Origin of the sequence: Micromonospora sp. NPDC048898 (genome assembly GCF_043198035.1) — a bacterium.
In the GTDB taxonomy this organism is placed as follows: domain Bacteria; phylum Actinomycetota; class Actinomycetes; order Mycobacteriales; family Micromonosporaceae; genus Micromonospora.
On sequence record NZ_JBICUF010000012.1, the window covers coordinates 87,699 to 108,681 of the forward strand.

Annotated in this window: 11 protein-coding genes; 8 read left to right on the top strand and 3 right to left on the bottom strand. The window is 69.4% G+C overall.

Translation table 11 applies throughout. The annotated features are described in order from the left end of the window. Nucleotides 1-302 precede the first annotated feature (302 nt). The 7 genes from ACGFIQ_RS26335 to ACGFIQ_RS26365 all read left to right on the top strand — a co-directional run bounded on the left by ACGFIQ_RS26335 (nt 303) and on the right by ACGFIQ_RS26365 (nt 16,401). On the top strand, nt 303-1,217 hold the full coding sequence (locus ACGFIQ_RS26335; protein ID WP_393247956.1) for an NADP-dependent oxidoreductase: 915 nt from the start codon (nt 303-305) through the stop codon (nt 1,215-1,217). 182 nt (nt 1,218-1,399) lie between these two features. Beyond that, nucleotides 1,400-2,734 carry an SWIM zinc finger family protein gene (locus tag ACGFIQ_RS26340; RefSeq protein ID WP_393247958.1) on the top strand — a complete coding sequence of 445 codons (1,335 nt, stop codon included), beginning with the start codon at nt 1,400-1,402 and terminating at the stop codon, nt 2,732-2,734. After that, the gene (locus ACGFIQ_RS26345) at nt 2,731-4,884 is read left to right on the top strand and encodes a DUF6493 family protein (RefSeq protein ID WP_393247960.1); all 2,154 of its coding nucleotides are present in this window, start codon (nt 2,731-2,733) and stop codon (nt 4,882-4,884) included. The genes ACGFIQ_RS26340 and ACGFIQ_RS26345 overlap by 4 nt, the downstream gene beginning before the upstream one ends. Further along, the gene (locus ACGFIQ_RS26350) at nt 4,775-5,263 is read left to right on the top strand and encodes a hypothetical protein (protein WP_393247962.1); all 489 of its coding nucleotides are present in this window, start codon (nt 4,775-4,777) and stop codon (nt 5,261-5,263) included. The genes ACGFIQ_RS26345 and ACGFIQ_RS26350 overlap by 110 nt, the downstream gene beginning before the upstream one ends. A 228-nt stretch (nt 5,264-5,491) precedes the next feature. After that, a complete protein-coding gene (zwf, locus tag ACGFIQ_RS26355; protein WP_393247964.1) occupies nt 5,492-6,985 on the top strand; it encodes a glucose-6-phosphate dehydrogenase in 1,494 nt (497 codons plus the stop codon). Between the two features lie 226 nt (nt 6,986-7,211). After that, on the top strand, nt 7,212-7,967 hold the full coding sequence (locus ACGFIQ_RS26360; protein WP_393247966.1) for a formylglycine-generating enzyme family protein: 756 nt from the start codon (nt 7,212-7,214) through the stop codon (nt 7,965-7,967). Nucleotides 7,968-10,281: 2,314 nt separating this feature from the next. Next, a complete protein-coding gene (locus ACGFIQ_RS26365; RefSeq protein WP_393247968.1) occupies nt 10,282-16,401 on the top strand; it encodes a DNRLRE domain-containing protein in 6,120 nt (2,039 codons plus the stop codon). A 551-nt stretch (nt 16,402-16,952) separates the two neighbouring features. Here ACGFIQ_RS26365 and ACGFIQ_RS26370 read toward each other — a convergent pair. Further along, nucleotides 16,953-17,129 carry a hypothetical protein gene (locus tag ACGFIQ_RS26370; RefSeq protein ID WP_393247970.1) on the bottom strand — a complete coding sequence of 59 codons (177 nt, stop codon included), beginning with the start codon at nt 17,127-17,129 and terminating at the stop codon, nt 16,953-16,955. A gap of 160 nt (nt 17,130-17,289) precedes the next feature. On the opposite strand from ACGFIQ_RS26370, the gene ACGFIQ_RS26375 reads away from it, so the two are divergent. Further along, nucleotides 17,290-17,544 carry a three-helix bundle dimerization domain-containing protein gene (locus ACGFIQ_RS26375; RefSeq protein ID WP_393247972.1) on the top strand — a complete coding sequence of 85 codons (255 nt, stop codon included), beginning with the start codon at nt 17,290-17,292 and terminating at the stop codon, nt 17,542-17,544. A gap of 118 nt (nt 17,545-17,662) precedes the next feature. Here ACGFIQ_RS26375 and ACGFIQ_RS26380 read toward each other — a convergent pair whose 3' ends face one another. After that, on the bottom strand, nt 17,663-18,934 hold the full coding sequence (locus ACGFIQ_RS26380) for a CehA/McbA family metallohydrolase (RefSeq protein WP_393247974.1): 1,272 nt from the start codon (nt 18,932-18,934) through the stop codon (nt 17,663-17,665). A 107-nt stretch (nt 18,935-19,041) separates the two neighbouring features. After that, entirely contained in the window at nt 19,042-20,832 is a 1,791-nt protein-coding gene (locus tag ACGFIQ_RS26385) for an NAD-binding protein (protein ID WP_393247976.1), read from the bottom strand. Nucleotides 20,833-20,983: the final 151 nt, after the last annotated feature.

The following is a 20,983-nucleotide window of genomic DNA, read 5'->3' on the forward strand; positions in this document are numbered from 1 at the left end:
TCAGGGTAGGAACGCGCGATCGGCGCGGGCAGAGCCCGCCGCCGAGGCAGGGGGTGAATCTGGGGTCGGCGGCGCCTCTCTGGGGCTGATGCTGGGGTCGACGGAGCCAACCGGGGTCTCCCCTTCAGGTTCTGGATGATCGCGTGCTGGACCGCGAGGACGGCGCGTCGAGCACGACGACCAGCCGTGCACCGGTCGCCCCGTGGGGAGCTTGACCTCAAGCGCACTTGAACTTGCAGGCTGGGCCCTGACGTTCCCCGGCCTGCTGGGCCGGCGGTGAAGTGCCACCCGAGAGGAGATCCATGAGGGCAGCGGCGTTCCATACCTTCGGTGGTCCGGAGGTGCTGCGGGTTGTCGAGGTGGCCACGCCGGTGGCCGGGCCGGGAGAGGTTCGGGTCCGAGTGGAGGCCGCGGGTGTGCAGGCCTACGACTCGGCGGTCCGGTCCGGCTGGACACCGCCGGGCCAGACTGTGCGGTTCCCGCAGATCGTCGGCAACGACTTCGCCGGTGTCGTCGACCAGACCGGCACCGGCGTCACTGACTTTCGGACAGGCGACGAGGTGCTCGGCTGGGCCGTGCTCGCCAGCTGCGCCGAGTACGTCGTCGTCCCCGCCGGGCAGGTCGTGGCCAAGCCGGCCGGGATGTCCTGGCCGCAGGCGGGCGCCCTGTCGGCGTCGGCGCAGACCGCGCACACCGCGTTGGAGGAGCTGACGGTCGGCGCCGGCGACACCCTGCTGATCCAGGGCGCCTCCGGCGGCGTCGGCACCGTCGCGGTGCAGCTGGCCCTGGCCGCGGGTGCGACAGTGATCGGCACGGCCAGCCCGGCGAACCATGCCTACCTGCGCTCGCTGGGCGCCACACCGACCAGCTACGGCGACGGGCTGACCGACCGCGTGCGAGCCTTGGCGCCGGGCGGTGTCGACGTCGCCCTGGACGCCGCGGGCGGCGCGGCCCTGGACGCCTGCCTCGAACTGGTCGCCGACCGGGACCGGATCGGCACCCTCGTGGACTTCGCCCGGGCGGACAAGCTCGGCGTACGCCCCCTGCGCAGCCAGCGCTCAGCCCAGCGGCTCCAGGCGATCACCGACCTGTACCGCGCCGGCCGGCTGACAGTGACCGTCTCGGAGACGTTTCCCCTGGACCGGATCGCCGACGCGCACCGCCGGATCGACACCGGCCACGCCCGCGGCAAGACCGCCGTCCTGCTCCGGGAGTGAGCGGCGTCCCGCGCCGCACCCGGCAGGAGCGCGCGTACCCAAGATCGACTCGGGTTTGGCGAACTCGCGGTGTCCCAGCGGCTCGGACACCCCGGTTTCACCAAAACCGAGTCGATCACCGCCGCTGAGATCCCAGGCACGTCGCGGCGCGCTGTCGGGGGTTGGTCGTAGGTTCTGCGGCCGTGAGCGCCCTTCAGACGTACCGCTACCTTCGACCCTCCACACTGCACCGGGGTGATTTGGCGCTGCAGACCAGTGGCGGGCCTGCGAGAAACCCGCGGTTCTTCGTCGGCTTTCTGACGACTCCACAGGCGGCGGCCGCCGGGCTGCTGGCGGTCGCCGAGGTCGCCCGGACCCGGTATCACCAGCCGGTCAGCCCGGCGAGCCTCGATCCCGTGGTCACCGGCAGCCGGGACCGGCTGCGCTTCGAGTCGTTCTCCGGCTGCTGTGGCGTGTACGCCCGGCTGGACGTCGTGCCCGCCGGGTTCGACGGCGACGTCGTCGAGCACGGCACCACGAACGTCGACGTGAACGCGCCGCTGCGGGAGGCGCTGGCCCGCGTGGGCGGCATCGACCCCCTGCACCTGTCGGTGGGGCCGGACGACCTGACCGTGTCCACGCTCGATGGTCCGGTGGTGGAGAAGAAGGTGCCGTTGCCCGGGCGTTGGCTACGGGGGTTCGCCGAGGTCCACCTGCTCGCCGCGGCCATGGAACCGCGGGCGGAGATCCCGGCGACGGAGGCGGTCGCCTTCCTGCGCCGACTGCCGGCGGGCAACGACCGTTCGGTGCTCTGGGTGGTGCCGGCCGGGCGCTCGCTGCGGCTGACCTCACGCCCGGTGCCCGGCGCGGTGTGCCTGGCCGGCGCGGGACGGCTCGCCACGCTGCGTGGGCTACTCCGGTTCGCGAAGACCCTGCGGGTGTACGGGCCACCGACGTCGGCCGGGTCGCCGCCGCTGCCGAGCGTGTGGGAGCTCGACTCCGGCGCGCTGCGGCTGTCGCTGACCCTGTCGCCGGAGCCCTACCGGGGTTTCTCCGGTGAGGGTGCCGCGCTGAGCGCGCTCGCCACGGACGACGTCGCCGACGACGCCGCGCTGGTCGCCGCGCTGCTGTCCTGGGACCCGACGATCGACATCCACGCGTTGGCCGCCTCGGCGGGGATCTCGGCGGACCGGGTCCGGGCCGCGCTGGCCCAGTTGGGCACCGCCGGCCGGGTCGGCTTCGACGTCGCCGAGGCGGGCTACTTCCACCGGGTGCTGCCGTACGACGCCGGCCGGGCCGAGCGGGACAATCCCCGGCTGGTCGGGGCGCGGGCGCTTGTCGAGGCGGGCGCGGTCACGCGCGACGGCGAGGCGGCGACCGTACGCCACGGCGACGAGGTCTACCGGGTCCGCCGCCGGACGGACGGGTCGTACACCTGCTCCTGCCCCTGGTGGGCGCGGCACCGCGGCCAGCGCGGCCCCTGCAAGCACGCGCTCGCCACGACGATGGTGGGCGCTGCGGTGGAGGTCGGGGCGTGACCGATCCGTTCGATTTCCTGGTCCGGGGTGACGTCGGCGCGGCCGTCGACGCGGTCACCGGCCTCGACGAGCAGGGGCGGCGGTCGTTCGCCGACGGGCTGGTGGCCCACGTGCGCCGCCGGCGCGACAACTGGTGGTGGAACAAGGAGGCGACGGCCCTGGCGGTGGCCGCGATCGGATGCCTGCCCACCGCCGCCGCGGCGGCCGAGCTGCTCGGCCGGCGCAACGTGTCGCTGCGGGGCGTCGACACCGGGCTGGTGGTCCAGGTCGGACGGGCGCGCGGGGTGCCCTGGCTGGGCGAGCTGGCACACCGGCTGGCCGACCGGCTCCGCCGGGACGACCCGACGGACGGCTGGGAATTCGTCGCCGAGCTGGTCACCGCCGAGAAGGCGGCGACACCCACCGGTGACCAGTTCGTGGACGGGTGGCTCGCCCAGCTGGCGTGGCCGCCGGAGTCGCAGCGACCGATCCCGCTGGTGGACCGGCTCCGGGCGGACGTGTTCCTCGCCGCCCTGGTGCCGCGCCTGTTCGAGGTGGACGGCGTCGGCACGCGGATGTCCTTCGACGAGTTCATGACCGACGAGACGTTCGCGCTGCCGCGCGCGCTGACGCGGCTGGCCGGCGAAGGCAGTCTGGACCGCAGGACGCTGCTCGACGGTTGCCTGAGCCGGCTGTTGCGCGGCGACCGGCCGGCCGCGTTGCGGGCGTTCGTCACCCTGCACGCCCTGCTTGAGCCCACCGCCGGTGAGGTCGACAGGCATCGCGGAGACTACCTGCGCCTGCTCGCCGACGCTCCCGGGTCCGTGGCGTCGATGGCGCAGAGGACGCTGCGGGCTCTCGACGGCCTGGAGGTCGCGGGGCTGCTCGACGCTTCGCGGGCTGTGCTCGTCCGGCCCGACAAGGCGCTGGTTCGCGCGCAGCTCGGCTGGCTGGACCAGCTCGCCCGCCAGCACACCGACCGGGCGGCGGATATCGCCGAGGTCATCGCGACAGCTGTCGACCACCCGGCGGCGGACATCCGCGACCGGGCCGGCACGCTGGCCGCCCGACATGGGTGCGTGGTCTCCCCGCGGGTCGTCGTCGCCACGGTGGGCGACGACCTGCCGCCACCGGCCGGCCCGCTGCCCGCACCCCCGGCCATCACCGACCCGGACGAGCTGGCGGAGGAGGTCGCTTCCCTGCTCGGCGGCCCCACGAGGGCGTCTGGTCTGGAACGGGTTCTCGACGCGGTGGTCCGGCTCGCCGGTGGCGACCGCGCCCGACTGAAGGACGCCCTGGTGCCGGTGCTGCGGCGGCACCGCGCCAACGCCGAGGAACACCCGTGGGATCCGTGCTGCCTGTGCGGTCTCCTCGGCGGGGTGCTGCACGCGGCGGCCGACCCGGCAGAGGGCAGCGTCCGGCGGGGACGGTGGGCCGCGATGCGGGCGGCGCTGCGACGCCGCACGCCGGGCGGGCCGTCCCTCGATCCACGGGTCCCCCCGCCGCACCGGCTGCTGCGGGCGCGGCTGGCCGAGATCGGTGACCGCGTCGGCCCGCCCCAGCACCCCGGTCTGCTCGCGGCTCCGACCATGGCAAACGGTGCCGTCGACCCGGAGACGCTGTACGACCGCCTGACCCGGCTCGGTGAGCGCGGCGCGTGGGAGGTGGACCTGACGCAGGCCCTGCTGCGGCTGCCCGCGCGGGTCGACGAACCCCTCGCGGCCAAGGCGGCGGCGCTCGGCACGCCTGCCGGTGACCGCCTGGCCGGCTGGCTGCGTGCCGGCGGCCTGCCGACCCCGGACCAGCAGGTGGTCACGCTGCGCCGCCGGGAGCGCCGACAGGGACACGACTGGGGGTACGACGAGCTGCCGCAGCAGCGGACGCACGTGCGGATCAGCCCGTCGGAGGGCGTGGACGACCCGTTCGGTCTGCTCACCGTGCCGGCCGGATCCGTGGACAGCTACGTCGGCGACGCGGCCCTGCTCTGGCCGGCCGTGCTGCCCGGCTACCGGGGGCTCGTCGCGGCGTACGCGCTGCCGGACATCGCCAGTGGTGCCGGACGTGTCCGGCGGTGCCGCGATCCTGCCGCTGCTCGCCGAGTGCGGTGGCGACGGTGGTCCGGCCGTCGACATCGCGCTCGCGTACGGCCTGGGTGCCCGGCACGAGTCTGACCGGGTCGCCGCCGTGGACGCGCTGCTGATGCTGGCCGCCACCGGCGACCTGGACGCGCCCCAGGTCGGGGCCCACCTCGGCGCCCTCGCCGCCGTCGGTGACCTCACGCTGACCCGTACCCTGCAGCCGCTGCGTGACGCGTCCGCCGCCGGTGCCCCGCTCAGCACCTGGCGTCTGCTCGCCGCCGCGTTGCCCGCGCTGCTCGCGGCGCCGAAGGCCCCGCGCGGCACCCCGGACCTGTTGACCCTGGCGGCGGAGGCAGCGGGCTCGACCGGCACCCGGGCCGACGTGCCCGGGCTGGCCGACGTCGCCGCGCGCGGGGGGTCGAGCCGGCTCGTCACCGAGGCGCGGCGCCTGGCCGACGCGCTCGACAGGTGATGTCCTCTTCGCAGTCTGCCTGGGCACGATCACACGTACCACCACCTCGTTACGCCGACAGTCCGCACCGAACCGCCACCGAGTCGCCCACCCGCCGGCTCGGCATGCGACGCTCAAGGTCCGCGACCAACGGGCCACGCCGCGTGGCCCCCGGCCACTACCGTGATAGCCGCGCAATTCCCGGCAGGACAGCATCCCCACCCATTGTGCCCTGGAGGAACGCAGACCATGGACCACGCATCTCAGCTCATCCAGGAGCGGAGTGCCCCGCCGGCCACGCTGGTGATCTTCGGTGCCTCCGGCGACCTGACCCGGCGTAAGCTGCTGCCCGCAGTCGAGAGCCTGGCTCGGCACGAGCGGCTCCCGGACCAGTTCGCGCTGGTTGGTGTCGCGCGCACGCCGATGACCGACGAGCAGTTCGCCGAGAGCGCCCTCGGCGAACGCACGCTCGCCAGCAAGCGTCAGGTCCAGGGCGGCGTGCGGTACGTCGCCGGCGGCTACGACGACCCGGAGACCTACGAGCGGCTCGTGAAGACCCTCGACGAGTTGGACGCACAGCGGGGCACGTCCGGCAACCGGCTCTTCTACCTGTCCACCCCGGCCGGGGCCTTCGAGCCGGTGATCAAGGGACTGGCCGGCGTCGGGCTCAACCAGCCACGCGAGGGTTCCTTCTCCCGCCTGGTCATCGAGAAGCCGTACGGGCGCGACCTGGTCACGGCCCGCGATCTCGACGGCGTCGTGCACAGCGCGTTCGACGAGCACCAGGTCTTTCGTATCGATCACTATCTGGGCAAGGACACCGTCCAGAACGTGCTGGCGCTGCGCTTCGCGAACTCGATCTTCCAGCCCATCTGGGATCGTTCCTGGGTCGACCACGTGCAGATCACCGTCGCCGAGACCCTCGGCGTCGGCAGCCGCGGCGGCTTCTACGAGGACGCCGGCGCGATGCGGGACATCGTGCAGAACCACGTGCTCCAGGTCCTCGCGCTGGCACTGATGGAGCCACCGGCCTCATTCGAGTCTGAGGGCCTGCGCAACGAGAAGGTGAAGCTGCTGCAGGCGATCCGGCTCCCCACCGACCGGGACATCGCCGAGGCCGCGGTCCGCGGCCAGTACACCCGGGGTGGCACCCGTGAGGAGCTGATGGCCGGCTACCGCGAGGAGACCGGCGTCGACCCCCTGTCCCGGACCGAGACCTATGCCGCCATGCGGCTCAACGTGGACAACTGGCGCTGGGCCGGGGTGCCGTTCTACGTCCGCACCGGCAAGCGCCTGCCGGCCCGGCTCACCGAGGTGGCACTGCAGTTCCAGCGGCCGCCGCACCTGCCGATCCCGACCGACCAGCTCACCGGCCTCGATGCCGACGCGCTGATCCTGCGGATCCAGCCGAACGAGGGCATCTCGCTGCGCTTCGGTGCCAAGGTACCGGGCCACTCCTTCCGGGTCCGCACCGCCACGATGGAGTTCTCCTACGACCAGACGTTCGTCGAGGAGTCCCCGGAGGCGTACGAGCGTCTGCTCCTGGACGCGCTGATCGGTGACGCGTCGCTGTTCATCCGCAGTGACGAGGTGCAGCAGTGCTGGCGGATCGTCGACCCGATCATCGACAACTGGGAGAAGGACAACTCGCCGATCCCCACCTACGAGGCCGCCTCCTGGGGTCCGACCGACGCCGATCGGCTCATCGGCCGGAACGGCCGAAAGTGGCGCAATTCCGCATGACCCTGCCGCTGCGAGTGCGACCGCGCTGCTGGGCCCGACCGCTTGGTCTCACCATCGGCGCGCAGCGCGGTCGTCTCAGTGAGCCGGTCATCGAATCGATGGCCGGCGGCCGGCGGCCGGCCCGAGCCGGCTGGGTAAGGAGCCTGCACCGAGCAGTTGATCCGTGCGCAGGTTGCGGGGCATCGGGAGCGACCGCCGGGCGGCTCGACTGCTAGCGTTCGCCGCCATGTGGACCGAGGAATTCGTGGCCGGGCGCCCGGCCTGGCGGCATGTCCCGTCGGGAGTCGTGTTCCGGGAGGTTCCGGGCGGCACGTTCCGGATGGGACTGTCCGAGGCGGAGTTGGACGCGGTACGCGCCATCGAGCGCAGCGGCGGTGTCGAGGACACCATCGAGCCGTTCCTCGCCAGTGCCCGGGACGCCCAACCGGTACGCGACGTGCGGGTCGAGCCGTTCCTGCTCGCCCGGCACCCGCTGACCGTGGCGCAGGTCCAGCACTGGCTGCCCGAGTACGAAGACGACTACGCCGATGCGGACACCGGCACGGCTAGGCTCGAAGGCGACCTGCACGACCTGCTCAAGCTGTTGCCGTTCCAGCTACCCAGCGAGGCGCAGTGGGAATACGCGGCGCGAGCCGGCACCACCACGCTGACCTCCCGCGGCGACGGGAAGCCCGACGAGGACCAACTGCTCGACGACTTCGGCGACGAGATGCGGACCGCCGCCAGCGAGAACGCGTTCGGCTTGGCGGCCATGGGGTCGGCGAACGAAATCTGCGCCGACGTGTGGATCCCCGGGTTCGACGGCGCACCGTCAGACGCGCGACCACGGATCGGCGACGGTCCCCGGACCGTGCGCGGCGGCGCCGCCGACCTGTTCCCCTGGCAGGGCTGTGACGAGTGGCTGCTCCTGCTCTCCGCCACCCGGTACGGGCACGCCGACTTCACGGCGGTACGCCCAGCCGCACCACTGCCACCCAACTGAGGGCGGCCCTGAGCGGATCTCTTCTCAGGCTGGCAGGCAGGCTCGATGGTCGCCAAACGGGGCTGCGGGCCCACCGCCGCGTACGCGGGGCGGATTTGCTCCGGCTCGTCGCGTCGAGCGGCAACTGGCGACCATCCGTGACGGTCGTCCGGATGGACAGACAGCGACTACGCCGATCTTTGAGGTCCATCATGGAAAAGTTCTTGAAAGACGTGATCGACGACATTAATGACTCGGCCACCATGAGGTGGAACATCGATCGAGATGGGGTTTCGACGCTATTTGTAAAGCCGATAAACACTGGACCCTGCCCATTCAACGTGGCCTGGAGTGCACATGAGGTCGTTGTCGGTTTCGCGCTCGGCTCTCGTCTAGAATTCGGGCCGGGCGACGAGGACTGCCCCTCATCGAAAAGGTGATCGCCGCATGTATCGACGGGCGGGTGACGGTGGTTGATGCGGGCCGGCGGCGCGGCGCAGCGATCGAACTCGATGACGGCACGGTTGTAGGTGACTCCGCCGCAGTTCGCCGGTCGGGCACCGAACGGCGGTCCTACTACCAGCCCTACCAGCGGACGGAACGGTAATTAACTGAACTCGGGGGCTTGCGAATTCAGTGTCCGCAAGCCCTCGGGTGTCTTGATTGATCGGGGTGGCTGAGGGGCTGCCAGAACCCAAGAAGGTCCTCCCCTGCTACTGGACCTGCTCGAACCGCTGGTTGCCGCGCTGACCGGCAGGGGTCGGTCTGGACCTCGCCATCGCCCGACTGCTGGTCGCGGTCGGTGATCTATGCGTCGGGATGTTTCCGAATTGGGGCAAGTCGTTGCCCCGCGCCGGTCGGTGTTCAGCCGGCGAGGACGATGTTGTGGAGGTTGGCGCCGCCGGGTGCGCTGGGTCAACCGGAGACGCCCACCGAAGCCACGGCATTTCTCGCCCACCCAAGTACCGAACGGCAGTCGCCGCCGGCACTCTTCCATGTTCGTACGAGCGCGCGTTCTGGTAGACGGTGGGTAAGGCCAAGGTGTCCGACTCCAACGAGCGGGTCAAGCGCGGCCACGCCTTTTAAGTCTCGTAAGCAACGCTCGGATTGGCAGCTATACGGGCAGGACGGTGGCGTTTGTGGCCGAGTTCGTCCTTGGCGCGGTGACAGAGTGGCGCTGCATGCCAAAGGGCAAATTCTCATGATGACAAGGGACGCTGACCCGGCTGGTCGAAGTCGGTGAACAGGTCGCCGACGTCCTTCGGCCTGCCTACTACTACATGCCTGTCGACGGCCATCGAGTGGTGGAGCCTGGTCACCTGCTGGTGGCGGCGGCACGCAACGACGACCGGACCCGCGCCGTTCTGGGCCCGTAGGTCGCCGAGGCCCAGGCGACGATGCCACGCCAGGAGACATCGGATGTCACTAAAGCAGCCGGGCTGGTCTTGGGCAGCGGGTACGCCCCAACGCTACGAGAGGTTCGCTGATGGGTGCTTCGGGCCAACCCCGAGGCCGCACAGGGAGGTTCGCCGCCGTGGTCCGACCGGGTCCGCGCGGCACTCACTCGGGCCGACCGGTCGGCGCGGCCGGCCGGGGTGACCCGGCTCGACGTACCGCATCTGCTGTTGGGGTTGCTTGACCCGGCGGAACCGTTGGTCACTTCGCTGGCCGACAGGGTCGGTATGGACCTGAACGTCGACGGGGGACCTCCTCCAGCGGGCGAGCCACCAACTCGCGCCGAGCTAGCCGACAGATGGGCGCCTGTCCCGGTTGCGCACCCATCGCGGCGCCGCCACCGCAGGGCCGACGACGCGCCGCAGCCGCAGCCGCACCCGGCGAACAACCGGCGCGCCAGCGGTCGATGCACGGGCAGACCGACGACGGGAAGCACCTACAGCGTCAATGGAATGGACAACTCCACCGATTGAAACATGATTGACCGACTCGGGAACCCACAATTTATCCAGCTCCTCGATGGCTGGTGAACAATCCATTGCCAAGAGGCATCCGAGAGTCGTCTGACGCCTGCATAAGCGGTGAACAAATATCGACTACCTTTTGTGCTTTTGATCACAGCAGAGAACTTGTGGATCGTCGTTCACAGCGGCGCACGCCTCTGGCCTGCGGCGCAACGAACTGCATATCGGAATAAATTGCAGTTGGCAATACCTGAACGTTCGCTCAGCCGAACTGAAAGATTGATGCTTAGCTTGCCTTGGCAGTAGTTCTCTGATCGCTCCCTGTGAGAGCTTTTGGAGGATCCGTGTCAGGTCGAAGAAGCGTGCGGGGTCCGGTTTCCCGGGCCAGACGCATGGCACACAGTCGGGGTGGGCGGGTGCTTGCCGTCGGTCTGTCGGTGGTGTTGGCGGCGACGATGGCGGACTGGGTTACCGCGTCACCGGCCACGGCGGCGCCGAAGCCCTCGGCGCAACCGACGCCAGTGGCACCTCAGGTGTGGGAGCGGCCGGACGAGGCGGCGGCCCTCGTCACCGCGCGGCTGACGAAGAAGAAGGTCCGGATTGCCGGGATGACGTCGGAGACGTCGGAGTTTTGGGCGTTGCCGGATGGTCGGGTGGAAGCGGAGGTTCACGCCGGTCCGGTGCGGATGCGGGACCAGAGTGGCGCGTGGAAGCGGGTTGATTTTTCGCTTGCTACGCAACTCGATGGTTCGGTCGCGGCGGTGGCGCACCCGGCAGGTTTACGGTTGTCGGGAGCGGCTGGCTCCGGTGAGCACGATCTGGTGACCGTGGGCCGCGAGGGCGAGAGCGTCTCGCTCGGCTGGACAGGTGCTCTGCCCACTCCGTCCGTGGAGGGCAATCGGGCGACGTACGTGGAGGTGCGTCCGGGCGTTGACCTGGTGGTGGAGTCGACTCGGACGGGGTTCGAGCAGTTCCTGATCGTGAAAAATCGGGCCGCGGTGGCTCAGGTGCGGAGCTTGGCGTTGCCGCTGACCGGCAAGGGGTTGACTCTCGTTGATGACACGCGCGGCGGCTTCGAGATCAAGCACGCCTCGGGCGAGACGGTGGGCGTGTCACCGGAGCCGGTCATGTGGGATGCGCAGGTGCAGCCTGAGTCGGGTGAGCGGTTGCGTAAGGCGAAGGTCGGTAAGAAGGTCGGTGCGGCGAAGGCCGGTCGGCTTGCGTTGACTCTGACGCCGGATGAGCAGTGGCTGAGTGACCCGAAGACGGTTTTCCCGGTCACCATTGATCCGGCGGTGACGCTGAAGCCGAACTACGACGCGTTCGTGCAGACCGACTACGTCTCGGATCAGTCGGCGGCCACTGAGCTGAAGCTGGGCACCTCCGATGGAGGCACCGTCCGGGTGGCGCGCTCGTTCCTCAACTTCAGCGGCATGACCTGGTTGGCCGGCAAGCAGGTGCAGGACGCCAAGCTCTACCTGTACAACCACTATTCGTGGTCGTGCGTGGCGCGGCAGTGGGAGGCGTGGCGGGTCGACGCGGTCGGCACGATCACCCGATGGAACAACCAGCCGGTCTGGCGCGAGCGGGTGGGCTACACCTCGACGACCAAGGGCTACAACTCCACCTGCACCGGCGGCTGGGTGAATGTCCCGGTCACGGGCGTGTTCTCGGTGACCGCAGGAAACGGGTGGTCCACCGCGAACATCGGGCTGCGGGCGACCTCGGAGACCGACAACCTGGGGTGGAAGCGGTTCCACTCGATGGAGGGGGCAAACGACCCGTACGTCACGCTGACGTACCAGTCGCCGCCGACCGTCAACGCGCGCGCCACCGTGCCCTCCACGCCATGCGCGACCGGTTCGGCCACTCCTTACATCAACACCAAGACGCCGCAACTGCGCGCGCAGATTAATGACGCCGAGGGCTCGCAGGTCCAGGCCGAATTCGAGTGGTTGACCAGCGGCGGCACCCGGATCGGCGGCACCACGGTCGGGCCCGGTGCGTCCGGCTCCTGGCTGGCGGCGTCCGCCCCGGCGGGCGCGTTCGCCGAGGGGGGCAGCTACTCCTGGCGGGTTCGCGGTCATGACGGCGTCGCCAACGGCCCGTGGAGCGGCGCCTGCGCGCTCATCATCGACTCCACGGCTCCCTCGGCGGCGCCAACTGTCTCTTCGACCGCCTACCCAGCCGGTCAGTGGGCAGGAGCGGCCGGTACGGCCGGTAGCTTCACCTTCGCCGCTTCCGGGGTCACCGACGTGGTCGCGTACGAGTACGGGTTGAACACCAACCCGCCGAACCAGACGGTGAACGCGCCGAGCCTGGGCGTGAACGCCAGCGCGTCGATCACCCCGACCGCCGACGGTCCGCAGACCCTCTACGTCCGGACCCGCGACCGGGCCGGCAACCAGTCGGCGATTACGACGTACACCTTCAACGTGGGGTCCGGGGCGATCACCTCCCCTAAGGAGGGTGACATCACTGCGGCGAAAACCGCGATCACGGGTGTCGGGCAGTCCTCGGCCACCGGTGTCAGCTACCAATGGCGACGTGGTGACGCCGACGCATGGGTGGACATCCCGGCCGCTCACGTGAGCGTGGCCGCGGGCGGCGCGGCGGTCACCTGGCCGCTGGCCACCAGCGGCGGCGGAGCCTTCCCGAAGCTGAACTGGGACGTGGAAGCGACGCTCACCGCCGCAGACGCGGAGTCGATCCCCCGGGATGGTCCGCTGCAACTGCGGGGCAGCTTCACCGGCGGCACCGGCGGCACGTCCAGCCCGGTGAAGATCACCTTCGATCGGACCCAGGCGTCCGCCGCGTCCGAGGAGATCGGGCCTGGCTCAGTCAACCTGATCACGGGTAACTACAGCCTGTCCGACAGCGATGTGTCCGTGGACTCGTACGGCAGTGACCTGACGGTCACCCGCTCCTACAACACCCGCCGGGCGAACGACACCGACGAGGCGAACATGTTCGGCCCCGGCTGGGTCTCCGGCACCGTGATCGAAGAAACCAACGCGCCCTACACGGCGCTGACCGTCTACGGCTCACTCATCCAGGTCGGGCTGCCCGAAGGCGACACAATCGGATTCACCAAACGCACCGCCGCCGCCTTCGACCCTGAGGTCGGGATGGAGTCACTGAAACTGACCTACGACGGTACCGGCGACAAGTACACCCTCACCGACAACGATGGCAACACCGTGCTGTTTACCCGGGTCACCGGCACCGCGGCCGGAAAGTACTTCCCGACCTCGGTCACCGCGCCGGGCAGCAACCAGACCAGCACCCTGGGCTGGGAGAAGGTGACGATCAACAGCAAGGAGGTCGTTCGACCCACCCGCATGCTGGCACCGGTGCCAGACGGGGTCAACTGCGCCACCCTGACCCGCGGCTGCCGCGCCCTCACCTTCACCTACGCGACGGCCACCACCGCGACCGGCACGGTGGAGGCATCCTGGGGCGACCACGTGGGCCGCGTGAAGGAAATCTCCTTCACCGCCTGGGACCCGGACCTGGCCACTCCCGCGATGCGCACCGTGCCGATGGCCCGGTACGCCTACGACAACGCCGGGAAGCTCCGGGCCAGCTGGGACCCGCGCCTGGACTGGAACGACGCCGGAACCACCCGCCACCTCTGGGACACCTACGACTACACGGCGCAGGGAATCCTCAGCGTCGTCAAGCCGGTCGCCCAAGAGCCGTGGCAACTCAGCTACACCACCATCCCGGGTGACCCCGGGCTGGGCCGGCTGCACAAGGTGACCCGCTCGGCGCTCACCGCCGGAACCGCCACACAGACGGTGGTCTACAAGGTCCCGGTCTCCGGCACCGGCGCACCCTACGACCTCTCACCGGGACAGACCACCCGGTGGGCCCAGACCGAAGCGCCGACCGACGCCGCGGCGGTCTTCCCGGCCAACCAGGTTCCGAACGGTAACCCGGCGGCAGGCACCCTGCCGTCGTCGTACGAACGGGCGACGGTGACCTACCTCGACGCCAACGCCCGGGAGGTGAACACCGCCACACCGGGAGGGCACATCGGTGCCACCTGGTACGACCAGTGGGGCAACACCGTCCGCACGCTGAGCGCCGGCAACCGGGCACGCGCCCTCAACACCGGTTCGTCAGACGACGCGGCAGCGGAAAGCATGCTCGCCCGCCGCTACTCCACCCTCAACCTCTACTCCTCCGACGGACAGCGGCTGACCAGCACGCAGGAGCCCGAGCACGACGTGATGCTGCCAAACGGCACCACGGTGCGTGGGCGCAAGCACACCATGAACACCTACGACCAGGGCGCGCCGACCACCGGTGGCCCATACAACCTGGTAACCACCCAGGTCGTCGCCGCCCGGATCTGGGACGCCAACGGCGTGGAGAGCGACACCGACCAGAGAACCACCACCACCGCGTACGACTGGGCCCTGCGCCAGCCGACCGTGGTGACGGTCGACCCGGCCGGGTTGGCCCACAGCACCCGCACGACCTACGACCCGATCACCGCCCTGACCACCTCGACCACGGCTCCGGCAGGCGGCGCCACCACCAACACGCCCGCCACCCAGGCAACCATCTACTACCGGGCGACCTCCGGTTCCGGCTACACCGAGTGTGACCTGAAGCCCGAGTGGTCCAACCTGCCCTGCCGGGTACAGCCCGGCGGCCAGGCCGCCAGCGGGCCAGAACTGCCAGCCAAGACCACCACCTACGACATGCTCAACCAGCCAAGGGTCGTCAGCGAGAAGACCAGCGCCGGCACGTTGCGGACCACCACCACGACCTACGACAACGCGGGCCGCGCGTACGAGACAAGCGTGGCCGCCTCTGGGATCGGCACGGCGGTGCCGATCAGCCGTAACGTGTATGAGGCGGCGACCGGGCGGTTGCAGCGCGTGCAGTCGGTGGTCGGCGGGCTGGCCACGGCGCAGGTAGAGAAGGGCTACGACGGCCTGGGCCGGCAGACCTCCTACATCGATACCGACGGAGTCCTCTCGACCACCACCCACGACCTACTCGGGCGAGTGGCGAGCAGCAACGACGGCAAGGCCACCCGGACCTACACCTATGACGGCGGCGCCGAGCGACGTGGCCTGCTCACCTCGGTAAACGACACGCAGGCCGGCACCTTTTCCGGCAGCTACGACGCCGATGGCAAGATGAAATCCGAGACTTGGCCAAACGGCGTGCAGGTCACCATGGATACCGACGAGACGGGCACCCAGGTTGGTATGACCTACGTCAAGCCCGGTTGTTCGGCGAGCGACTGCACCCTCTACACGGAGTCTGTCGTGGAATCGACGCATGGGCAGTGGCGCGATCACGCCTCGACGCTGTCCAACCAGAGCTACACCTACGACCAGACCGGCCGGCTGACGACCCTCCGCGACACCATCGGTGGGCAGTGCACCACCCGCGCGCACGGGTTCAGCACCTCGTCGAACCGCACCTCGGCGAGCGCGTACAGCTCGGGCACCGACGGTGTGTGCCAGACGTCGACGCTGGCATCGTCGCGAACCTGGACGTACGACACGGCAGACCGGGTCAACACCGCCGGTTACCTTTACGACACGTTGGGCCGCACGACGACGGTGCCCGCGATCGACACCGCCGTCACGTCGGGGGGGAACGCGACCCTCACGTACCACTCGACGGACCTGGTGGACACGATCACCCAGGGCGGACGGACGACGGATTACGTCCTGGACGTGACCGGTGAGCGAGTCCGTTCTTGGACCGACAACGCCAGCGGGATCGCCATCCAGTCGGTGCACCACTACGACGGGGACGAGGACAGCCCGTCGTGGACGCAGGAGACCGCTGATCAGTTCACCCGACCGGTGTCGGGCTTGTCGGCGATGGCTGGCATCTTCGACAGCGAAAGCGCACAGGTCGACTGGCATATCACCAACCTGCACGGCGACTTGGTCGCGACGATCCACGCCGACGACGAGGGCCTGTCTCGCACCAGCGAAGCCAACGAGTACGGCACCCCCCGTAACCCGGACGACGTCGGAACGCAGCGCTACGGCTGGCTCGGCGCTAAGCAGCGAGCAGCTGACACGCCATCAGGCATCATTCTCATGGGCGTTCGTCTCTACAACACGATCACCGGCCGTTTCCTCCAGACCGACCCCGTCCCCGGCGGCAGCTGCAACCGATACGAGTACACGTGCGCAGACCCGGCCAACAGCACCGACCTTGATGGCAAGCGCAGGTGCGTCTTCAAGTGGTGTTGGGGATACAGCACCGGAAAGGGGCGTTCGAAATATTGCTGGGACTGCACTGCTCACCGGATCGGAGATAAGGCCAACCGCTGGAAGCAGCGCTACATATCGCGCCCGGCACGCAAATTCTGGAACCACAGGTACACACGGTCGTGTCTGGGAGGGTCCGGGTTGGCGCAGCTAGGCAAGTTCTTCGACACGGGAGCCAAGAAGGAGTGGCGTAAATTCAACTTCCGGGCATTCGGCTGGTGGGCTGTGGGTGGCTGCGTGGTCGGAATGGGCAACAGGTATCGCCTAGAGCGAGGGTGGTAGCGGAGCATGTCGGAGCCCAAGAAAGACTCTCCCCCAAGAGCACCTGAGCTGCTGCGAGCCATCGGCGCGATCAGCATCTTCTATGTACTGGAAGAGTGGCGCCCTGACCATTGGGCACCCGGCTTGTGGAAGTTGCCATTCTATGTAGCGCAACTACTTATCGGCATTTATGTCTTTGATGGCCTTTGGATGCTTGTTCAGAGGTTGCGGAGGTCGGGTCGATAAAGTAGTTGCCCCTTGAACGGGTGCCCCGACGATGCGCATCGTCGGGGCACCCTCGTGTCAGCAAAACTCCTGAGCGACGCTCGCCGCCCCGGTGGTGCTGGTCGCCGCGGTCCGGAACCAGCGCTCCGACATCCACCCGGAGGTCCGCACCCCAAGCAATGGCGCGTCCGCAGTTACCGCAGGTAGCGATGACGATCCCTCGTCGTCTCGACGACTTGCACCGTGGCGCCGATCATTCCGCCGCGTTCCGTCGCCTGATGTCTCCCGAGCCATCAGGGTTACGACGATGAGGCGGGCGGTCGAGCGGTGGTGAGAATGTCGTCAGGTTACGGATCGGCCACGAGCACGGTCATGATCAGCGCGGCGGCCACCGCCAGACTCAGCGCCAGCAGCGCTCCGGTAAGGCGGTGGTGGAACTCCGGGCTACTGGCGAGCGGTTGCTGCAGCGCCGTCCACGTCGTCGCGCCGAACAGCGTTAGCGTGAGGACCACGATGATGATCATGGGCTGACCAAACGTCAAAGGGACTCGCCTCCTTGAACGTCGCACCGACCGAGCGGGAAAGCCGGCGTCCGCAGGTGAACTTTGCGCGAACGAATGAGTGTCGAGTGGATGTTCGGGGCACCACTCGTGCAGACACTGGAGACGACGTGCGAGGTGTGTGATGACCGAACCCGCAGCCAGTGGCGGTCTCGTTGACCCGGAGATCGCCCTGCAACGCCAGGTCGAGACGCTGAAACAACGTTTCCCGGACGCTGACGAGAGCGAGATCTCCGCCCTCGTCCACGGGACGCACCAGCGCCTCAAGGACGAAGCGAGCATCGACTCGCACCTGGTCGCCCTGACCGAGAAGCAGGTCACGGAGGAACTGCGCAGCGGCGGTGGGACCGTTCACATCCGTAGCGACAACACGGCCTGAGCAGAGACAGGAGGCGATGGACACGAAACCGTCGCCTCCCGACACCGAATGCCGGTCCCGGACGACCGACGCAGCCACCCGCGGCTGGCCCGCCGTGCCGGGACCGGCACCTCGACGGTCAGGGCCGAAGCCACCAGGGGCTGGTGTAGGCGACCGCGAAGTCGTTACAGGGGTGACCGGCGGGGCCGGGAGTGCCGTTGGCCAGGGACGGGTCGGAGATCCGCAGCACCACCCAGTCGCCGTCGCCGACGTTGAGCGGCACGGTGAAGTCGGTGACCTGACCGTTGACGGTGTCGATGACGTCGACGACTGTCGGCGCCGAGGTGCCGGGACGGAGGACCTGGATCCGCAGGGGCTTGCCGTCCCAGGCTGAGCCGCGGTCCAGATCGAGGAGGAACCGAACGTCGCCGGAGGTCACGTTCAGTACCCCACCCATGCGTACGCCATTGGCCGTGGCGTCCACCCGCAGCCCCGAGACGCGCGTGGCGAAGGATCGGCGGGCCGCCATCGCCTCGAACACCGCGGCGCGGGTGTTCTCGGCGACCCACAGGCCGCTGCGGCCCTTACCCTCGTGGAAGCCCCAGGTGGTGCCGTGCTCGTCGGTGACGCCGGTCAGCGCCGGCCGCCAACCGGCGTTCAGGCAAGCCACAAGCGGTGACGTCGCACCCGACGACCAGCCCTCGAAGAGGAAGTCGTCGGTGCGGTTGAACATCTCCAACCCCACGAGCTGGTCGCGGGCCGAGGCGTTGAAGGAGAAGTTGTCGAACCGGCCCGCCTCCCGACCGGGGTGGTTGAAGCTCGCCAGACCCCCGGGCCGGCCGGCGAGCCAGTTGTACAGGCTGCCGGGGCTGCCGGCCCGCAACAGGTCGGCAAAGTCGGAGGTGTTCCAGACGTTGATGTGCCCCTGCAGCGGATGCGACCACTCGAACCCGCGGATCGCGGTGAACCGACCCGGGTCGTTGGCCGCGTTGGCCAGGTCACCGGTGGCCCGCCACTCGGACGAGCTGAGCCCGTCGATGGAGAAGAGCGTCGCATGATCGGTCAGCGCGGCGACGTCCAGTCCGGCCTCGCGCATCGAGGCGAACGCGGCCTCGGCGCTGCCGTCACCATCCGACATGACCGTGTGGTTGTGCATGTCCGCATGGACCAACGTCGTGCCCTGGGTGATCAGGGACGACCGGCCGGCGCCAACCGCCGCGGTCGGGGCACCGGCCATCCTCGTGTTGGCCGCCCGGGCCGCACCCGGCAGCGCGGCCAACATCAGCGTGCCGCCGGCACCGGCCAGGAGCGCCCGTCGGCCGAAGCCCGCGGGGACCTCGACCTGGCCGTACGGCACCTCGTCGTCGGGTCCGTGGTCGTGCTGGCAGTGGTGTGGGTGATGTCCAGTCATGGATATATAGGGATAGACGGAGCTGGCTGAGACGTCACGCCGAGTCGTCGGTCAGGCGAACACTGCGGGACGCCTCGTACCGCGGACGATCGGGCCACTCGGAGCGTTCACCCACCATCGCGCGGCGCGAGCAGCCGCAAGGGCGCGACGTCGGCCAGTGGTTCGGCGTCGGGGCTGGGTACGGTGCGCGGCAACAGCGCGGCGAGACCGGCTCGGGTGGCCAGCACGATCAACCGGTCGGTGCGGACCAGTGGACGACGTTGCGGCAACGACCAGATGGTCTGTCCCGTCCGACCGGTCCGCACCGCGATCACCCACACCGCGCCCGGCTGGTTGACGTCGTGGCAGTACCGTCCCTCGAGTGCGGACCCGGCGCCAACGGGCAACTCGGCCACCAGCAACACCCGGCGGCCGACCGAGATGGTGTCGATGACCTGCTGGCCCATCATGGCGGCAGCGAACGCCGGCGCCGCCAAGGATGAGACGCTCCGTGACTCGTCAATGCTGAGGATGCGCTGCGTACGCTCCGCGAAGCCGTCGTCGAACAGCCGTAACACCACCCGCAACGGGGGCCTCACCGTTGGCGACCGCGCTCGGTGCGCCTCGTGCGAGGACCGCCCGGACAGGGCGGTCTCCAGGTTGGTGACGTCGTCGTCGGTCAACACCACAAGCGCCCGGCAGGTGTGTACGGACGCGGCTCGCAGTGTCTCGGGGCGGGTCGCGTCACCCACGATCACCGGCAGACCCAGTTCACGGGCGACACCGATGCCTCGTGCCGACTCCGTGCGGTCGACCGCGACGACGGAGATGCCGACGGAGTGCAGTTCTTCCAGGACCCTGGTGCCGATGTTGCCGAGCCCCACCAGGACGACATGGTCGTCGATCGGCTCGGTCATGCCGCCGGCAGCGACCGCCAGCCGGGCTCGCACCAGTGAGTCCACCACCAGGGCCGTGACGGTGGGGAGCAGCGCCGCCCCGGTGGCCACCAGCACCACCGCGGCCACCTTCTCGGCGAGCGGTGCGGCGGAGTCGACCTCGGCGACTCCCATCGCCGTCAGCAGTGTCAGGTAGGAGGCCTCCCCGAGGTTCACACCACGGGTGTACGCCAGCAGGACGCTGGCCACGGCGAGTATCGCGGCCGTGCCGGCCAACGCCAGTCGCAGATTGCGGCTGAACACCAGGCCGAGGGCCCGAAGCAGGCGCGGTCTTCGACGCGGCGGGTCCATGCGGGGCTGTCCGTAGGCGCGGACGAGCACCAGGTCCGCCGAGTCCTGGTCCGCTGGAAGGACGACCGGCTCGGTGCCGGTCGTGTCGGCCAGGCCGCAAACCACATCCGCACCGGCCAGGTCGACGGCACCGCGCATCGCGCTACGCAGGAGCTCACCGTCGGGCAGCCGCAGGTACGTCGGCGTCGCGTCCCCGAGCGTGGCGGCGACGAACGCCGGTGCGGCGATCTCGGATCCCGAGAGCACGGCGCAGTCCCCGAGCATCGTGGCAACGCCCTCGCCGAGCACCGGGTTGAACAGTCTGACCACGATCCGAACGTCGGGAGCCAACTCCCTGGTGATCATGGCAGCATCCACATTCGTCACGTCGTCGACACCGACGAACGCCACGGCCGCGGCCTCCCGGACGCCAGCCTGATCGAGCACCTCCCCGGTCAGACGGCGGGCGATGATGATCTCCGGCTGCCCCTCCGCCACGCTGAATTCCGAGGCGAGGTCGGCAAGGTCGGGTACGTGGTGGTCGCTCGACGACGGTAGGACCACGGTGACCGCGACACCGTAGCGGTCTGCCAGTTCGAGGACCAGACGGCGAGCCACCGCACCGCCCCCACAGACGACAAACCGCCGCCGCGCCGGCTCCACGGTGAAGCTCTGTCTGGTGTCTTCGGACACAGTCGAATCGTAAACCTCCACTTCATACCCAGGTGTGTGTCATCTCGATCCACCAGGTCCAGATCTGGCGCTTCCCGCGTCTTACCGGCATTTCACCCAGCTGTTTGCGGCTACCACTTGCTCGGGCGAAATTGCTCACGCTTCGGCTGCA